Genomic DNA, 18,830 nt, shown 5'->3' on the forward strand with positions numbered 1-18,830 from the left:
CCTTATTTATTACTTTCATTTGGTTTAACCAATCCCATCGAAGCATCAAGTTCATGTTTCGGGATAGGCCATATAAAGGCTGGATTACCTTTTTCTATTTTCAATGAGTTATTTAAAGATCCATCTATCGTTCCGGTTTGGGGCGTGCGTTCAAAACCTAAATTCCAACGCTTCAAATCAGACAAACGGAAACCTTCCATAAATAATTCTTTTGCACGTTCATCCTGAATTGCCTTCATCAGTTTATCCTGAGTATAGGATGCACTACCATAATCTGCAATACGCGCTCTTCGCAACTTAGTCAAATCATTATTGGCCTCTTTCGTTTTTCCCAATTGTGCATAAGCCTCAGCACGGTTCAAAAAGACTTCAGCGTAACGCAATACTTTGGGCATATTTGTATAATACTTACCAACACCGGCATCGATATCCGCATTACCCAAATATTTGATCACAATAGGCCAGGTTAATCCATGAGAATATCCGGTCTTAATGGAATAAAAGAAAGCAGAATAGCGCATATCATTTGTACTATACGAATCAAGCAGCCACTTAGCCGGTACATAATCGGGCAGATAAGCCACATTATTATAGTTCAGAAAGACCGTTCCCAGTGCGCCCCCTCTATCCGTCGTACTCATTTGCACACGCCAGATCACTTCATCACCTTCATCATATTTCCACATGCGTTGATAATCGGTCATCGTATTACCAGTTTCTTCATCTACCCATTTTACTTTCATTGCATCGGCCAAGGTATATACTTTGGAGTCAACTACCTTTGTAGCATATTCTATCACCTTTTCCCAATTCTTCATATGAAGATAAACTCTTGATTTCAAGGTCTGCACGGCTCCTATTGTAATCCACTGCGTGTCTGCTCCCTTACGGGTTGCATATTTCTCCGCCTGTTCCAGGTCACTTAATACCTGTTTATAAGAATCAGCTAATGAAGCACGAGGCTCAATAGAGCTATCCTCACCCTCTTTACGATAGCGCAAATACAAAGAAACTCCCAGCTGATTTTCCGCGTTATCCGGATCATAAGCCTCACAATACATACGTATCAAATCAGAATAAGCTAACGCACGGAAAAAATAAACATCCCCTTCGTATTTCTTGAAAGTAGTTTTATCGGCCTCTGTTGTTAGTTTACCATATACTTCATCTTTATGATCCATAAAGAAATTGCAGCGGGCGATCACTTGATACAACCCCGAATATACCGATTCAATACTTGTATCACTGTCCCGGAAATCCCAACGATACAACGGACCATATACATTCGTATACCCTTTTACAGCATATACCAGATCAGTCTGCACATCGGGTGCCAAGGTCAAAGTTCCGCTATACAAAGCGGAATTCTTAAAACTACTATAAATACCAATTACAATCTGCTCACTGGATACCAGATCGGTCATCGACTCTTCTTCGGGTACAGCTGTATCGGGATATCTGTCCAGAAAATCACTACAGGAGGACATTCCACACAATAGTGCCACTAATAAATATATTCTTATCTTTTTCATACTTTTTCTTCTACTTATTAGAATGTAACTTCAATGCCGAATGAGAACTGACGGGACAACGGATACGACGCCCGGTACATATTCAAATTAGATTCCGGATCCAGACCTGTGAACTTAGTGAAAGTCAATAAATTCTGTGCTTGCCCAAATACTTTAGCACGTTCTATCACTTTTGTCTTTTTCAATAACGATTGCGGGAAAGTATAACTAAGCGACAAATTTTTCAAACGCATAAACGAAGCATCTTCTACCAAATGGCTATCAAGCTGCGTCTGGACTCCATCACGGGGAATTTCTGTTATATCACCAGGTTTCTGCCAGCGATTTAATAATTTAGCAGATTGGTTATAAACAGCATATGTACCGTTACTTTCATCAAAGAAGCGGTCATTGTTCATCATCCAACGGTCTGCCACCCAGCTAAACAAGGCAGACAACTGAATACCCTTATAAGAAAAGGTTGTACCAAAACCACCTTGCCAGGGGGCTACATAAGATTTGCCCAATAACACACGGTCTTCATTGCTAAAACGATTTGTCAGTTCTCCGTCTTTAGTATACCATAAAGCATCACCATTGGCCGGATTAACTCCCGCATAACGCACTGCATGAAATTCACCATAAGAATGTCCAACTTTCAAAAGTAGCCCAGTCGTACTTATTTCATATTCATCCAGACCATTATACAATTCTGTTATTTCATTGTGATTATAAGAAGCATTCGCTGAAACATTCCATGTGAAGTCTTTCGTACGAATAATATCTGCATCCACATCAAACTCCACTCCCCTGTTAATCATGGCTCCGATATTGTCCCATTTAGTATTGAAGCCATTACCAAAGGTGACGGGAACTTCCATCAACATATCAGTTGTCTTTTTATTATAGAATTCAACGTTCAGATTCAGACGATCAAAAAGCCCGATCTTCACACCAATATTGGTAGTCATTAATTTTTCCCAGGTCAAGTTTTCATTTCCACGTGAATAGGGTGCGATACCGGTTTTACCGGAATACTGCGGTCCGGCTGCAAACAAGGCCGTATGATCATAATTAGGAATGGAAGAGTTTCCCGATGTTCCGATACTCGCAATCAGCTGAAGATTGGTCAGCCAATCTATATCCTTTAAGAAGTCTTCCGATTTCAGGTTCCACATCGCACCTACCGACCAGAAGTTGGCCCAGCGTGCATCCTTGCCGAACTTGGAAGAACCGTCTCTACGAACTGAAAAATCGGCATAATACTTATTGCTATAGTTATATTCCGCACGACCGAAGAAAGACAAATAAGTGGCCTCTGATACAATGTCGTCCCATGAAGTGGCAGAGGTGGCAGTAGCCATAGTCAACAATTTATCATTGGATTGTCCTCTTGTGGTTACATTAAATCCTTCAGACTGATTAATAACCGCCTCTTGTCCAAGCAGCAGGCTAATATTGTGGTCATCCTTTATTGTAAATGTATAATTGGCAGTATTTGTCCATGTCAGGTTACTATAACGCTCAAATGATTTGGCTACCGTACCGGAACCATAATTAGGGACATACGAAGGATTAGAGGTAGCGGTCAGACGGTTGTCTGATGCATCGAGACCTCCGACAGTACGTAGCACCAACCCTTCAATGGGTCTCAACTCAGCAAACAGACTGGTCAACACCTTCATACGATTCCGTTTTACCGGATTATTATCCAGCCACTCCAAGGGGTTCTGATTCGTACCATTCCAAGAACCGTCTCCTACAGATGTGTAAGAACCGTCTTCCCTATAAGGATTCCAATAAGGTAACATAAACTTAGAAGCCGAAACCGGAGTCACTACATTATAATCACCTTCGTCTGCTTCCTTTATTTTTTCATATGATAAAGAAGTATTCGTGCCGATTTTCAACCATTCCACCGGACGGACCTCCAGGTTGGCACGAACCGAATAACGTTCAAAATCAGATCCTACTGCAATACCTTCCTGACCAAAATAAGCTGCCGAAACAAAATAGTTGAATTTGTTACTTCCACCCGATGTACTCAATTCATAAGAATACATGGGAGCATTATTATTGTATATTACATCACGCCAGTTTATATCAATGCGCTCTAATGCTTCACGATCATACGTGCCCGGCACACGCAGTCCGATCTGTTCCTCATAATTGAGGCGTTCCGTTGTATTCATCTGATCCCACTTACCATACGCCAGGTCAGAAAAACCATATTGAGCACGAAGAATGATTTTTCCTTTTTCAGCCGTACGTCCCCTCTTTGTTGTAATCACAATCACACCATTGGCGGCACGAGCTCCGTAAATTGAAGTAGACGATGCATCCTTCAGCACTGTAAAACTTTCTATATCATTGGGATTGATAGACGAAAAATCATCGGCAGAGATAGCAACTCCATCCATAATAAAGAGAGGTGCAGTACCTGCATTGATTGAATTCGTTCCACGAATCTGAAAACTGGCAGCAGCACTTGGTTCCCCTGTATTCTGTAAAACGGTTAATCCGGCAGACTTACCTTGTAGTGCCTGATCGAAGCTGGCTGTGGGTGTGTTCTCAATCTTATCACCTTTAACTACGGAAACCGAACCGGCTATGGTCCCTTTTTTCTTTACCCCGTAAGCCACCACCACAACTTCGTCCACCATTTGAGTGGCATTTTCCATTGTAACATTAATTGTTGAAGTACCTGTCACCTGCTTTTCTACCATTGTCATTCCTATATAAGAGAATTGCAAGGTTGCCGGAGACTTTGTTACATTCAGTCTGTAATTACCATCCATATCGGTAATTACACCATTCGTTGTACCTTTTTCCAGAACAGAAACACCTATCAAAGGCTGATTATCTTCAGCCGAAATGATATGTCCGTTCACGACATACCCCTGTGCATAGAGCATTGAGATATGCAAAACTGAAAAAAGTACAAACAAAAGGATACTTTTTCTCATCTTCTGCGTTCTTTTTAATTAAACTTTATTCTATATACTTATTTAGACTATTCATGTGCGTACAAAGACGGGGGATGCAATCAGATATGATAAAACAAATCCAGCCCTCTTCAAAAGAGGGTAACTATTTTCGCATAAACTTTAATACGATTAAAAGAGAGTATTCAAACCAGGAGTGGTCGGAAGAAATTCCGGTCACTCTTTCTTTATCTTGAAAAATAAGTTTGGGTCTCCCCCGCATTGCAGGACAATCATGGCTATTGCCAGATCGCGAACTTCCATAGCAAATCGCCGTTTAGCGGTTTTATAACCTATCTTGTTGGCTTTTTTGTATATCAACACGAGCATGGCTACAATCAAAGTCATGTAAAGCATCACCTCTATTCCATTCTTATTCAGTGATATAAGATGGCTTGCGTTTAATTCCTGCTTGATGAAGCGAAAAAAGACTTCAATATCCCATCGTTTACGGTAGGCATCGGTAATTTCCTTTGCCGTGAGTTCAAAGTCATTGGTAATAAACCAATACTCCATCGCTGGATCAGTTTTGCTTCGGGCAACAATAAGTCTTAAAGGTTCTTTGACCAATACCTGCCGGTAATGTTTATTACCGCGCTTATTGATAACAGGCTGGCCTGTGTACAGATACACCTTACTGTCGCGAATAAGTTCCAAAGTGGCTAAGTCGCTGTTAGAAAACGGTATCGGCTCCAGTTCTACATACTTACGGTTTTCTTTACTTCGAGCAATAAAAGTAGTTCTCTGATCGCAAAACTCTTTCATCGTTCTGGTTGACTGAAAACCTCTATCCAATACATATACGTTGCGATGTCCGGACTGCTGCTTAACGTGACTGGTTACTATTTGGGGCAGGGAAATATCCTCGCTCGAAAATACTGGATCTGTAAACAGGTTTACTTCACAAGGTAACATACCATCGAAAGCTATACTATACTTTACAGCCTTTCCGCCACAGTTGCCCAACCCCTCTGCCATCCTGCCGGATGTGTCTGAAACAATGGAACTGTCAACCCGGATAAGGTTGTATTGTGCTATCTCTGTATCGGAATAGCACTCCGAGAACTGGTCATAGACACAATCGTAAATCTGACGGAAGTAATCCGGTGATATCTTCGACAACCTCTCAGAGAGAGAACTCCGGCGTACTTTTTCATCTTCGTCCAACCCGAACAAAATCTTGAATACAGAATCGTTAAAAGTATCTTCAAGCGTTCGCTGACTAAGGCGATCATTTTCCAGAATACCGTACAATAGCAGATAGAACACCTTTTTACCGTGGAGAACTTTGGTGTAGTAATCGATGGGTGTTGTGGTTGACAGGTGTGAAATCAGGCTTTCGGGAATCACTCCCAATAGGTCGTTAACCCTTACTTTGTGATCTTTAAAAATTGCCATAATATTTTGATTATCAATGATTAAAGATAAGCAAAATAAATAACAAAAACAAATACAATCACCTGAATATCAAAATAATAACCAAAAAAATGCAGATGCAGATATCAAAATATGTACACATTAAAATACGAAAAGGGTCGAAAGAAAAATCTTCCGACCACTCCTGGTATTCAAACAGGCCATTTTTTTATCTTGACCCAGACATTTTTTAAAGCACGTACGGCAAAAACGGTAATTAAGTAATCTTCATCCATGATAAACTTGTTTTGTCAGGTGTGATAGCATTGATTATAATAAAAAAATTCTTTTCGTTAGGATATTTATAGTATGAGCAGTTTCAATGTATACATAAAAAAGCAAAAGAGAGAAAATCACTTTTAAATACATTATAGATAATAGCTCAAGAGAAGATATTCAGACAGGGCATTTTTTTATCTTGACCCAAATATTCAGAGCGTGTGCAGTTAATAGATTTATTAAGTAATCCTCATTCATGATAAACTTGTTTTGTCAGGTGTAAAACTTATACTTGTATTTTTTTTATTTGATGCTACAAAGTTAAATATAATTCCGTAAAAACTCCTACTTTATTGTTAAAATTTCCCATTTCCATCCAAATGAAAGAGAAATGCCGTGTTTTTATAACAATTCAGTATTACTACATTTCAAAAAGAAACCTTTATTTTCCTCCATAAAAAAGTCCGGCTACCTCAACGGGTAACCGGACTTTTGCTATTCTCCGCAAAATATATTTTGCTTTTTTTTAATTAGCCATTTCCGAGATAAACTTAATACGCACCAGACGCACTTCCTCCTCTGTAAACTCATCTCCCAATTCATCCAGGGCATCATCTATTTTGTCTGTTGTTGACTCTTTGAAATAATCATAAATATCAAGCATATGGTCTTCATCCATTATTTCGTCAAGAAAATAATCAATATTCAGTTTTGTGCCCGAATAAACAATCGCTTCTACTTCATCCAACAGTTCACCGAATTCAATCCCTTTGGACAAAGCAATATCATCCAATGCAACCTTACGGTCAATAGCCTGAATGATAGCAACCTTTAACTTCGATTTATTGGCGACAGTACGCACACGTAAATCCTCAGGGCGCTCTATCTCATTCTCTTCACAATGACGCTTAATCAGTTTGCAGAACTCCTCACCATAACGTTTCGCTTTTCCAGCTCCAACTCCCGGAATATTCTGGAGTTCATCAAGCGTCACCGGATAAATGGTTGCCATCGCTTCCAAAGAAGGATCCTGGAAAATAACATAAGGGGGAACTTCCAGTTTTTTAGAAAGTTTCTTCCGCAAGTCTTTAAGCATAGAGTAAAGTGCCGGATCCACAGCACAAGAACCACCACCTCTGGCCGGAGTTTCTTCTTCTACCTCTTCAAAATCATTATCTTCTGTAATTTTAAACGATTTAGGTTTCTTCAGAAACTTATGTCCTTCCTCTGTCACTTTCAACAGGCCATAATTCTCAACGTCTTTACTTAGATAACCGGCAATCAATGCCTGACGAATAACAGCGTTCCAGGTTTTATCTTCTTCGCCCATACCCGATCCGAATACTTCCAGATCTTCATGTAAATGTGCTTGTATTTCAGAAGTTTCTCTTCCTTGTAAAATATCTATTATATAGTCTGCCTTAAAGTTTTCTTTTACCGCTATGACCGCTTCAATCACAGCACACAATAATTCTTGAGCCTCCACTTGTTTTTTAGGGTTTAAACAGTTGTCACAATTTCCACAATTATCTTCCGTATACTCTTCGCCAAAGTAATGTAATAAAGTCTTACGGCGACAAACGGAAGATTCGGCATACGCAGCAGTTTCCAGCAGAAGCTGCTTGCCTATTTCCTGTTCTGCCACAGGTTTGCCTTGCATAAACTTCTCCAGTTTCTGCAGGTCTTTATTTGTATAAAAGGTAATGCACTTGCCCTCACCGCCATCTCTGCCGGCACGCCCTGTCTCCTGATAGTAACCTTCCAGACTCTTTGGTATATCATAATGCATCACATACCTGACATCCGGTTTATCGATCCCCATACCAAAAGCAATGGTTGCCACAATCACATCAATTTTTTCCATCAGGAAGTCATCCTGATTTTGAGTCCTTGTAGCCGAATCCATACCTGCATGATAAGCTCGTGCGTTAATACCATTCGCCTGAAGAATTTCAGCAAGTTCTTCCACTTTCTTCCGGCTCAGACAGTAGATAATACCTGACTTTTCCGGATTATTTCGGATAAACTTAATGATATCTCTATCTATATTTGTAGTTTTCGGACGTACCTCATAATATAAGTTCGGCCGATTAAACGACGATTTAAAGACTTGTGCGTCTACCATTCCCAGATTCTTCTGAATGTCGTGTTGCACTTTGGGTGTTGCAGTTGCTGTAAGCGCAATAAGTGGCGCTTTGCCTATCTCATTAATAATAGGACGTATTCTTCGATATTCCGGACGGAAATCATGTCCCCATTCCGAAATACAGTGAGCCTCATCTACTGCGTAAAACGAGATTTTTACCGACCGCAAAAACTCCACGTTCTCTTCCTTCGTCAATGACTCAGGAGCCACATACAGCAACTTTGTCTTTCCGGCAAGAATATCAGACTTCACCTGGTCTATCGCACCTTTATTTAATGAAGAATTAATAAAATGGGCTATGCCATCTTCTTCACTGAAGTTACGCATTGCATCCACTTGATTCTTCATCAATGCAATCAATGGAGAAATAACAATTCCCGTACCCTCCATCAAAAGAGAAGGCAACTGATAGCATAAAGATTTGCCGCCACCGGTAGGCATCAACACAAAAGTATCGCCACCATTAAGCAAGTTCTGAATGATCGCTTCCTGATTTCCTTTGAATTTATCAAATCCGAAATACTGTTTCAGTTGGTCTGTCAAATTAATCTTCCCTGCCATCTTAAATAGGTTGTTTTATTCAGTTCATGGTTTAACTTTAAAAACTCTTTCTGTAAAAGAGCTCTAACAAAGTTATAAACAACTTCTTAAATATCAAGCATAATTCGACTAATATTTTTCAATAAAAAACAGAAACGAACCATCCGATACTTCTTACCTTTTGATTTTAAGCAGTTTGCAATCTTGCTATATTTGCTTTTTCCAGCTGCAGTTTCGCATAATCCAATGTTACTTCGTACTCTTTTTTATTTTCCGAAGGGATTTCAAACATGACATCCATCATGATTGTCTCTACAATGGAACGCAATCCGCGTGCTCCGAGCTTATATTCAACTGCTTTATCTACGATGTACTCAAACACCTCATCCTGGAACGTCAGTTTGACTCCATCCATCTCAAATAACTTCACATATTGACGGATAATGGAGTTTTTCGGTTCTGTCAGTATCGCACGAAGTGCATCACGATCCAACGGATTCAGATAAGTAAGCACCGGCAAACGACCGATAATTTCGGGTATCAATCCGAATGATTTCAGGTCTTGCGGCGCAATATACTGCATCATATTGCTTTTATCAATCGTAGCTGTCTTACGTGAAGCGCTATAGCCCACCACATGGGTGTTCAGGCGCTGTGCTATCTTCTTTTCGATACCATCGAAAGCGCCACCACAAATAAACAGAATATTTTTGGTGTTCACGGGAATCATTTTCTGATCCGGATGTTTACGGCCACCCTGAGGCGGCACATTTACAACAGATCCTTCCAATAGTTTGAGTAACCCCTGCTGTACACCTTCACCACTGACATCACGGGTAATAGAAGGGTTATCACCTTTGCGGGCAATCTTATCTATTTCGTCTATAAATACAATTCCCTGTTCTGCCTCGGGTACATTATAATCGGCCACCTGGAGCAGGCGGGTGAGAATACTCTCGATGTCTTCTCCTACATAACCAGCCTCAGTAAGCACTGTAGCATCTACAATAGTAAACGGCACATGTAACAGCTTCGCAATTGTACGTGCCAATAGAGTTTTTCCAGTTCCGGTACTTCCCACCATAATGATGTTCGACTTTTCAATCTCCACATCATCTCCCGTGTCTTTCTGTAAAAGACGCTTGTAGTGATTGTACACCGACACGGACAGAAATCGTTTCGCATCGTCCTGCCCGATAATATACTGATCTAGAAACTTTTTGATTTCTACCGGTTTAGGCAGTTCTTTCAGATTCAGTTTTGTAGTTTCTGCGCCCTTTTTGTCAACTCCCAGCGCTTCCTGAGTTATCTCATAAGCCTGGGTGGCACAACTATCGCAGATATAACCGTTCATTCCTGTTATCAGGAAGCCGACTTCATTCTCTGTACGGCCGCAAAAACTACATCTCTTTTTATTATTTTTTGATTCAGCCATTTTTATTTTTTAATCAACACTTCATCTACCATACCATATTCCTTGGCTTCTTCTGCTGTCATCCAATAATCACGGTCAGAATCCGCCCACACCTTTTCAAAGTCTGTATGAGAATGGTCTGCAATAATAGTATAGAGTTCTTTCTTTAACTTCATTATTTCGCGGGCAGTGATTTCGATATCCGAAGCCTGTCCTTGCGCCCCTCCCATCGGCTGGTGAATCATTACGCGGGAATGCTTTAAAGCAGAACGCTTACCTTCTGTACCCGCTACCAACAGAACAGCAGCCATAGAAGCAGCCATACCTGTACAAATAGTAGCCACATCACTGGAAATGAATTGCATTGTATCATAGATGCCCAATCCGGCATACACTGACCCTCCCGGAGAATTAATATAGATAGAGATATCTTTACCCGGATCCACTGAATCCAGATACAACAACTGAGCCTGCAAAGTATTGGCTGTATAATCGTCTATCTGAGTACCAAGAAAGATAATGCGGTCCATCATCAGACGTGAGAACACATCAAGTTGTGTTACATTGAGCTGTCTTTCTTCAAGAATATAGGGATTCAAATACCCAGCCTGTGATTTAATCACATCATCCAGTGCCAAGCTGTTCATTCCTAAATGCTTGGTTGCGTATTTTCTAAAATCGTCCATTTTTATGTTCCTTTCTTATTTTTTAATATGTAACTGCAAAGAAACAAAAAAGAACACAGAGACACAAAAAAACACAGAGTTATAATTTTATAAAAACTCTGTGTTTCTGTGACTTTATGTTCTTTCCTGTAAAAGGATATTATTCGAACATCTTGTTAAATTCTTCCATCGGAACAGTCTTGTTGTTCAGCGTTACCTTAGCTTTCAGCGCTGTAGCCAATTTAGCTTCAACCACGCGCCCTACAAGACCATCAACATTTTCTTTTTTCTTCAACATTTCCTGAGCGTAGTTTTCAAGAATATCCTCGGGCACAGTCATCATACCATACTGAGCAAACTGTCCTTTGGTAGCCTCTTTAGCCATCTTGATTACATCTTCCTGCTCAACTTTGATTTCGTTGTCTTTCACCAACTGTTCTTTAATCAGGTGCCAAGTCAGTTCTTCAATACTCTTGTCATAGTTTTCAGCTACGAATTCTTCACCTTTTTCTCTGTTGTTCAACAACATCACACGTTTCAGCAATGCATCCGGGAATTCAAGTTTACCAACCTTCTCCATCAACATCTTACGAGCGTCAATCAGGAATTTATAATCACTGTCGGCAACAAGCTGTTCAGCAATGCTTTCCTTAATTTTAGCACGGAATTCTTCTTCAGTCTTCACAACGCCTTCGCCAAATACCTGATCAAAGATTTCCTGATTTAATTCACCAGACACAAAACGAGTAATTTCTTCCACCTGGAAACTGAAATCAGATTTCACTTCAGCAGCAGCCTCTTTTTCAATCTTCAGTAACGATGCGATTTCAGCAGCATGTCCGTCATATGCAGTATTCGGATTGAACACCAATACATCGTTTACTTTTGCATTGGCAAAAATAGCTTTCTGCTCATCGTTCTTCATATAAGAAGGCATCAATACGGCACCTTCTACCTGAATACCACCTTCTTTAGTATTACCGTTTTCATCGAGTTCGGCAATCAGGCCTTTCAGCATATCGTTATCTTCGTAAGCAGCAACCTGTTCGTATTTGCCATTACGCTGTGTATAAGCTTTCACCTGGTTGTCTACCATTGCATCAGTTACTTCGATTGTATAGTAGTCTACCTTATCACTGCTACTTACTTCCGCCTTAAATTCAGGTGCCAAAGCAATATCAAATACAAATTCAAAATCTTCCATTGTATCGAAATCAATCACCTGCTGCTTTTCTTCGTTAGGCATTGGTTCGCCCAGCATATTTATATTATTACTCTTAATATAATCATATACTTTTTCTGAAAGAAGTTTATTTACTTCCTCAGCAACCACTGATTTACCATACATTTTCTTCACCAGGCTCATCGGTACCATCCCTTTACGGAATCCCGGGATCTGAGCTTTTTGACGGAATGTCTTCAAAGATTTATCTACTTTTTCCTGATAATCAGCCTTTTCCAGCTTTACTGTAAGCAATGCGCTTACTTTGTCAATGTTTTGAAATGAAACGTTCATTCTGACAATTATTTATTTGATTTATACTTTATTCTATATTCAAATGAGGGTGCAAAATTAGTGCTAATCTTTCAATTATCAAAAAAACGCGGAAGAATTATTTATAGAACTAACGCATTGAAGATTTTTTAATATGAATCAATAAATGAGTTAAACTCACCACAGAGTCACACAAAGTTCTACTGAGTATTATCATTCAATAAAACACAGATTAAAAAACTGTTTTTCTTTATCTTACACATCATTTTATTCTCGAAAGCCTGAGTTAACATACATTTCAACCAAACATCGTTTGTCATACTTCCCATAAATATTTCTACCAAAATTGATAAAAAACACCCAAAGTATTACCATTTTTAAGCACAAGAACAACAGCCACTTCCGAACTTAATTTTGTAACTATTTATAAAACTAATACACAAAGAAAAGAAGAAAAAGAAAGATAGTATCATTAAGAAAATACAAGACATACCCAACTCTTGTTAAAATACTAAATATCAACACATTAAATATACACATTTTTTCTCTACGAGAAACGCTTCGAAACTCTACGAAGATCGGACCGTTTCTCTACGACAAACGAGGCGTTTCTCGTAGAGAAGCCGACAGGTTATTTCTAAAAGATTACAAAGGACATAAACTTCAAAATAAAGGTCTTGCATTATTTGTAATAAAAAGAGACCAAAATAAATAATAAAATTATCTTCTTATTACTTTAATAGGACAAGGTTGTACACATTAGTACCACAAAAGTGTACAATCCTGTCATACAAAAATGTACACTTTCACACTACAAGAATGTACATCCTTACATCAATTGATAATCAACAACTTACAAACAATCACAAATAAAAACAATGTCAGCAAAAGAGAAACAGAACAACTACAAACGGAATATTCTAAAAAAACAATCACTATTATTAGATTTTATAGGATATATCGACAAAATAACTACTTTTGCAAGAAAATAGTTACTTAACGGCATGGACGAACGTGAGCTGATATCGAAACTTCAGAATAGTAATCATAAAGCATACGAGATTATTTTCAAACAACATTATGCATTTTTGTGTGCCGTTGCTTATGAATATGTCCATGATGAATACATATGCCAAAGTATCGTAGAAGACGTGATGTTCGCATTATGGGAAAAACGAAAGCAAATAGCTGTAACAAAGTCCATCAGGGGATATTTAATGAGAGCTGTTCGGAATCAGGCTATCGACTTTATACGAGCTGACCATTCTTTTCATTCAGTAGACATCACAGACAAAAAATATCAAAACTGCTTTGCACCGGACGAGGATGTTTTTGAGCAATTGGTATCTCAGGAATTAGAAGAACAAATACAGCAAATTATCAACGGATTATCCGAAGAATGCCGGAAAGTATTCATCCTCAGCCGCTATGAAGGCAAAAGCCATCAGGAAATTGCCGCAGAATTAGGCATTTCTGTAAATACAGTCAAATATCACATAAAAAACGCGTTAAATGCTCTTCGTGAAGATCTCACCGATTATATTTTATGCATCCTGGCATTGCAACTCTTTCTTTTTACTTAACTTTCAGTAAAAAATTAAAAGCACTAACTTCTTTTTTCTATTAAAATAAATCATTTTAGTAGAAAAATATTTCATTTTCTCACTACCCCTTTTATTCTCTATTACGTCTTTATACAATCAACAAACAATTAATAGAGAATTTATGGATAATATTTTCAAATTAATTAAAAAGCAATTTAATGGAGCCCTCACTCCTAATGAAGAGCAGGAACTACAAGCGTGGTATAATAACAATGCAAACAACCAGCGTACTTATACCTGTTATTATGCCACACTAAAACTTTTCCGGATCAAGCAAAAAGAAAAGCATTTCACAGCCCGGGTAATCCCGGCTTACAACCGCATATATAAAATCACCAGACAAAAAGAATATACCATAAGCCGAAAACACTCTATCGCCTGGATAGGCTATGTAGCGATTGTATTACTGACATTCGGAGTGGGATATTTATTAAAATCAACCGGCGAAAATTCATGGGATAACTCTATGCAAAGTATAGAAATAGCCTATGGTTCAAAATCATTGGTCACCCTGCCGGATGGTACACAGGTATGGCTCAATTCGGGAAGTAAACTTGAATATCCCGGAAGTTTCGGGCGAAGTAACAGAAATGTGACTTTAAAAGGAGAAGCCTACTTTGAGGTCAGCAAAAACAAGGAACTCCCTTTCAGAGTAAGTTCTGGAAAAATTGCCATTCATGTATTAGGAACCAAATTTAACATGAAAGCCTATCCAGAAGATGAGAAAGCCAAAATTACACTGGTAGAAGGAAGTCTGGCTGTTGAAAACAACAAAAATTCAAAAGCCAATATTTTATTGAAACCTAACCAACAGGCAGTCATCAATCAAAAAAGCGAACGGACACAAGTACGCAATGTTATTGCATCTAACTATGTAATGTGGACCACCTCCCACTCCAAAAGTGCAGCATTATCCCCCACCGACAATGCAAAGGCTCCTGCAGCAACCTGCCTCCCCAAAGCAGCAGCCCGGAATATACTGTTTTTTGATGAAGAACCACTCAGTCAGATTGTAAAAGACCTGGAAAGAGCTTTCAATGTACATATTGTGATAGAAGACAAAACTCTAAGGGAGAAACACTTCTACGGTGACTTCTGCAATGAAGAAACAATCACTGACATATTGAAAATCATAGCGGAGAAAAACAGCCTCTATTACACCATAAAAGGAGATACTATTCAGATAATGAAAAAAAATGAAATAAGAAATCGTGTAAATTAGTCCATAAACATTTTAAACGGATGATATGAGAAAACTATTATTAATCATGCTTTTATGTTGTAGCATCGGAGCCTTTGCACAGGAACAAAGGGTCTCAATGAGTATGCACAATGTTACGGTAAAAGAAGCCCTTAAAAAGCTGAAGACACTTACATCTTACTCCCTGTGGTGCAGCTCTTCTGAAATGGAGTTAGAAAAGAAAATCAGCGTGGAGGCGCAGGATAAAACGATCAATGAGATGCTGGACATTATTCTTACCGGCCAGCAACTACAGTATGAAGTTAAAAATAAAGTAATACAGATCTACAAGATGGCCCCGGTACAGGCTCCTGCACAGGAAAGTAATATTATAACCGGAATCGTTCTATTCGAAGAAGACAACGAACCTGTTGTAGGGGCATCTATCAAAGTAAAAGGTACCACAATGGGGACAATTGCCGACATAGACGGACGTTTTACGTTGAAAGATATCCCTCAAAACGCACAAACACTGATCGTTTCTTATGTCGGAATGAAAGATAAAGAAGTAGCCGTCAAAAGAGGCATCCCATTAAAAGTGACATTGGCTTCAGATGTACAGACACTGAATGAAGTAGTCGTAACGGGTGTACAGAAAATGGACAAACGGCTATTCACAGGAGCTACCGACCAGCTCAGTGCCTCGAATGTTAAACTGGATGGTGTACCAGATATAAGTCGTTCATTGGAAGGACGTTCCGCAGGTGTATCTGTGCAAAATGTATCGGGTACCTTTGGTACGGCGCCTAAAATTCGTGTTCGTGGTGCTACTTCTATTTATGGTAGTTCCAAGCCTTTATGGGTAGTAGACGGGGTCATCATGGAGGATGTAGTAGAAGTAGATGCCGACCAGCTATCCTCAGGAGATGCCACCACGTTGATCAGTTCGGCTATATCAGGCCTGAATGCTGATGACATCGAAAGCTTTCAGATATTAAAGGACGGTTCTGCCACCTCTATTTATGGGGCACGAGCCATGTCGGGAGTAATTGTGATCACTACCAAGAAAGGGAAAGCAGGCAGTAGCCGGGTTAGTTATACAGGTGAATACACGATGAGATTAAAACCGGACTACTCACAGTTCAACATAATGAATTCACAAGATCAGATGTCTGTCTATCAGGAGATGCAGAAGAAAGGGTGGTTGAACTTCTCCGAATTATCTAATGCCAGTGAAAGTGGAGTCTATGGAAAGATGTACGAACTACTACATACGTACGACCCCGTTACCCAACAATTCGGTTTATTAAACACACCGCTGTCCCGTGCCAATTACCTGCGCGATGCAGAAATGAGAAATACCAACTGGTTCGATTTGTTATTCAATACCAATGTGATGCACAATCATTCCGTCAGTATCTCCTCCGGTAACGACAAGACCTCTTATTATGCATCATTGAGTGCGCTGGTAGATCCGGGATGGACTAAAGACAGCAAGGTAAACCGCTATACAGCCAACCTGAATGCCACTTACAACATTCTGACAAACCTGAGCCTGAATCTTATTTCAAGTGGTTCGTACCGAAAGCAAAAAGCACCAGGCACATTGTCACAAAGTACCGATCCCGTTTCGGGAGAAGTAAAACGTGATTTTGATATCAACCCTTACAGTTATGCCCTGAACAGTTCGCGGGCCATCAGTGCCACAGAGTACTATACCCGTAATTATGCTCCTTTCAATATTTTCCATGAACTGGAGAATAATTACATGGATATCAACGCATCCGACCTGAAAGTACAGGGGGAATTGAAATGGAAAATACTGCCCAACCTGGAAGTCACCGCATTAGGTGCCATGAAATATTCATCAACATCACAGGAACATATCATTACTGACTTTTCCAATCAGGCAATGGCCTACCGGGCCATGCCCACTTCCAGCATCAGAGACCAAAACCCTCATTTATACCGTGATCCGGACAATCCATATGCACTGCCTATCAGCATACTCCCGGAAGGTGGCATTTACGAGTGTTCGGACTTCCGCATGTTAGGATATGATTTTCGCGGTACAATCTCTTATAATAATGTATTCAAAGAGAAACATATCGTGAACTTGTTTGGCGGTATGGAATCAAACTATATTGACCGGCAAAGAAAGTGGATACGCGGATGGGGGCTTCAGTACTCAATGGGTGAAGTACCGTTCTATGCTTATCAGGTATTTAAGAAAGGGGCCGAAGAAGGCACTGATTACTATTCTATCGCAAAGGGAAGGGTACGCAACATTGCCTTCTTCGCCAATGCAACCTATTCTTATAAAGGAATATATACCCTCAATGGTACGATTCGCTACGAAGGTTCCAATACATTAGGAAAAACACATTCGTCCCGTTGGTTACCAACGTGGAATATATCGGGTGCATGGAATATCCATGAGGAAGAGTTTTTCAAAGATTGGGAACCGGCTCTATCTCATTTATCGCTTAAAGCATCTTATAGTTTGACGGCAGACCGTGGTCCCGAAAGTGTAACAAACTCTACAGCCATCTTATCCGCTTATAAGCCCTGGAGACCAACAGCTTCTACAGGTGAAATGGGATTGCAGGTAGTGGATCTTGGAAACTCTGATCTGACTTATGAAAAAAAACATGAGCTGAACATAGGAGTTGATGTAGGATTGCTAGACAATCGTATCAGTGTTGCAGTAGACTGGTATCAGCGTAACAACTATGACCTCATAGGACCGGTAAGTACCCAGGGAGCCGGAGGTGAGATTTTGAAAATGGGTAATATCGCCGAGATGAAATCCAATGGTGTAGAGTTCACTCTGTCAACAAGAAACATCCAGACTAAAGATTTTAGCTGGACTACCGACTTCATCTATTCGCATACCCATAACGAGATTACCAAACTAAAATCAAACAAGACACTGATGGGGCTGGTATCCGGTTATGGTTTTGCCAGAGAAGGCTATCCGGTACGTTCTATCTTCTCTATTCCATTTCAGGGATTAAACAAAGATGGTATACCTACCTTCCTCAATCAGGACGGACAGATTACAACAACAGATATCAACTTTCAGGAAAGTAAAAAACTTGATTTCCTGAAATATTCGGGAGCTGCCGACCCAACAGATCTGGGTAGTTTCGGGAATACATTCGGCTATAAAGGGTTTAAACTAAACTTATTCATCACCTATTCATTCGGCAACGTGGTGCGCCTGGACAATGTTTTCAGTTCCAGTTATTCGGACCTCACCGCCACTCCAAAAGAATTCAAAAACCGCTGGGTGGTGCCGGGAGACGAAAAGTTTACTAATATACCCGTAATAGCCAGTACGCGCCAAAACAGACTGGATCCTTATTTAAGCCGGGCCTACAATGCCTACAACTATTCTGACATGCGCATTGCTGACGGCGGATTTATCCGAATGAAAGAAATAGGCTTGTCTTATGATTTCCCCAAAGCATTGATAGCCAACTGGAAACTGAACAGCCTGTCATTGAAACTACAATGTACGAACCTCTTTTTGATATATGCCGATAAGAAACTGAACGGGCAAGATCCGGAATTCTTCAATTCAGGTGGTGTAGCAACCCCAGTGCCACGGCAGTTCACTTTGACATTAAGACTTGGAATGTAACAATAACCAC

At 39.8% G+C, this 18,830-nt stretch carries 10 protein-coding genes; 3 read left to right on the top strand and 7 right to left on the bottom strand.

Features of this window, described 5'->3' with window-relative positions; translation table 11 throughout:
• Window positions 1-2: 2 nt before the first annotated feature.
• The 7 genes from K8P02_RS15155 to tig form a co-directional block, all read right to left on the bottom strand.
• Window positions 3-1,532, bottom strand: coding sequence for a RagB/SusD family nutrient uptake outer membrane protein (locus K8P02_RS15155; protein ID WP_007487159.1), 1,530 nt, complete (start codon window positions 1,530-1,532; stop codon window positions 3-5).
• A 17-nt stretch (window positions 1,533-1,549) separates the two neighbouring features.
• The gene (locus K8P02_RS15160) at window positions 1,550-4,477 is read right to left on the bottom strand and encodes a SusC/RagA family TonB-linked outer membrane protein (protein ID WP_122201946.1); all 2,928 of its coding nucleotides are present in this window, start codon (window positions 4,475-4,477) and stop codon (window positions 1,550-1,552) included.
• Between the two features lie 195 nt (window positions 4,478-4,672).
• Window positions 4,673-5,893, bottom strand: coding sequence for an IS4 family transposase (locus K8P02_RS15165; protein WP_025868357.1), 1,221 nt, complete (start codon window positions 5,891-5,893; stop codon window positions 4,673-4,675).
• Between the two features lie 763 nt (window positions 5,894-6,656).
• On the bottom strand, window positions 6,657-8,837 hold the full coding sequence (recQ, locus tag K8P02_RS15170; protein WP_002562363.1) for a DNA helicase RecQ: 2,181 nt from the start codon (window positions 8,835-8,837) through the stop codon (window positions 6,657-6,659).
• Between the two features lie 166 nt (window positions 8,838-9,003).
• The gene (gene clpX, locus K8P02_RS15175; protein ID WP_002562364.1) at window positions 9,004-10,251 is read right to left on the bottom strand and encodes an ATP-dependent Clp protease ATP-binding subunit ClpX; all 1,248 of its coding nucleotides are present in this window, start codon (window positions 10,249-10,251) and stop codon (window positions 9,004-9,006) included.
• Window positions 10,252-10,253: 2 nt separating this feature from the next.
• Window positions 10,254-10,916, bottom strand: coding sequence for an ATP-dependent Clp endopeptidase proteolytic subunit ClpP (gene clpP, locus K8P02_RS15180; protein WP_002562365.1), 663 nt, complete (start codon window positions 10,914-10,916; stop codon window positions 10,254-10,256).
• A gap of 139 nt (window positions 10,917-11,055) precedes the next feature.
• Window positions 11,056-12,411 carry a trigger factor gene (gene tig / locus K8P02_RS15185; protein ID WP_007487157.1) on the bottom strand — a complete coding sequence of 452 codons (1,356 nt, stop codon included), beginning with the start codon at window positions 12,409-12,411 and terminating at the stop codon, window positions 11,056-11,058.
• A 983-nt stretch (window positions 12,412-13,394) separates the two neighbouring features.
• On the opposite strand from tig, the gene K8P02_RS15190 reads away from it, so the two are divergent.
• The 3 genes from K8P02_RS15190 to K8P02_RS15200 all read left to right on the top strand — a co-directional run bounded on the left by K8P02_RS15190 (window position 13,395) and on the right by K8P02_RS15200 (window position 18,820).
• The gene (locus K8P02_RS15190) at window positions 13,395-13,973 is read left to right on the top strand and encodes an RNA polymerase sigma-70 factor (RefSeq protein WP_007487154.1); all 579 of its coding nucleotides are present in this window, start codon (window positions 13,395-13,397) and stop codon (window positions 13,971-13,973) included.
• A gap of 142 nt (window positions 13,974-14,115) precedes the next feature.
• Window positions 14,116-15,216, top strand: coding sequence for a FecR family protein (locus K8P02_RS15195; protein ID WP_025868117.1), 1,101 nt, complete (start codon window positions 14,116-14,118; stop codon window positions 15,214-15,216).
• Between the two features lie 25 nt (window positions 15,217-15,241).
• Window positions 15,242-18,820, top strand: a complete 3,579-nt coding sequence (locus K8P02_RS15200) for a SusC/RagA family TonB-linked outer membrane protein (RefSeq protein WP_223381498.1) — start codon at window positions 15,242-15,244, stop codon at window positions 18,818-18,820.
• Window positions 18,821-18,830: the final 10 nt, after the last annotated feature.

This window comes from Bacteroides nordii (assembly GCF_019930665.1).
Lineage (GTDB): Bacteria > Bacteroidota > Bacteroidia > Bacteroidales > Bacteroidaceae > Bacteroides > Bacteroides nordii.

Excerpts from the sequence above, each read along its gene's own strand:
- K8P02_RS15200 (WP_223381498.1), top strand. The coding sequence starts at position 15,242 with ATGAGAAAACTATTATTAATCATGCTTTTATGTTGTAGCATCGGAGCC.
- recQ (WP_002562363.1), bottom strand. The coding sequence starts at position 8,837 with ATGGCAGGGAAGATTAATTTGACAGACCAACTGAAACAGTATTTCGGA.
- K8P02_RS15155 (WP_007487159.1), bottom strand. The coding sequence starts at position 1,532 with ATGAAAAAGATAAGAATATATTTATTAGTGGCACTATTGTGTGGAATG.
- K8P02_RS15160 (WP_122201946.1), bottom strand. The coding sequence starts at position 4,477 with ATGAGAAAAAGTATCCTTTTGTTTGTACTTTTTTCAGTTTTGCATATC.
- clpX (WP_002562364.1), bottom strand. The coding sequence starts at position 10,251 with ATGGCTGAATCAAAAAATAATAAAAAGAGATGTAGTTTTTGCGGCCGT.
- K8P02_RS15190 (WP_007487154.1), top strand. The coding sequence starts at position 13,395 with ATGGACGAACGTGAGCTGATATCGAAACTTCAGAATAGTAATCATAAA.
- clpP (WP_002562365.1), bottom strand. The coding sequence starts at position 10,916 with ATGGACGATTTTAGAAAATACGCAACCAAGCATTTAGGAATGAACAGC.
- tig (WP_007487157.1), bottom strand. The coding sequence starts at position 12,411 with ATGAACGTTTCATTTCAAAACATTGACAAAGTAAGCGCATTGCTTACA.
- K8P02_RS15195 (WP_025868117.1), top strand. The coding sequence starts at position 14,116 with ATGGATAATATTTTCAAATTAATTAAAAAGCAATTTAATGGAGCCCTC.
- K8P02_RS15165 (WP_025868357.1), bottom strand. The coding sequence starts at position 5,893 with ATGGCAATTTTTAAAGATCACAAAGTAAGGGTTAACGACCTATTGGGA.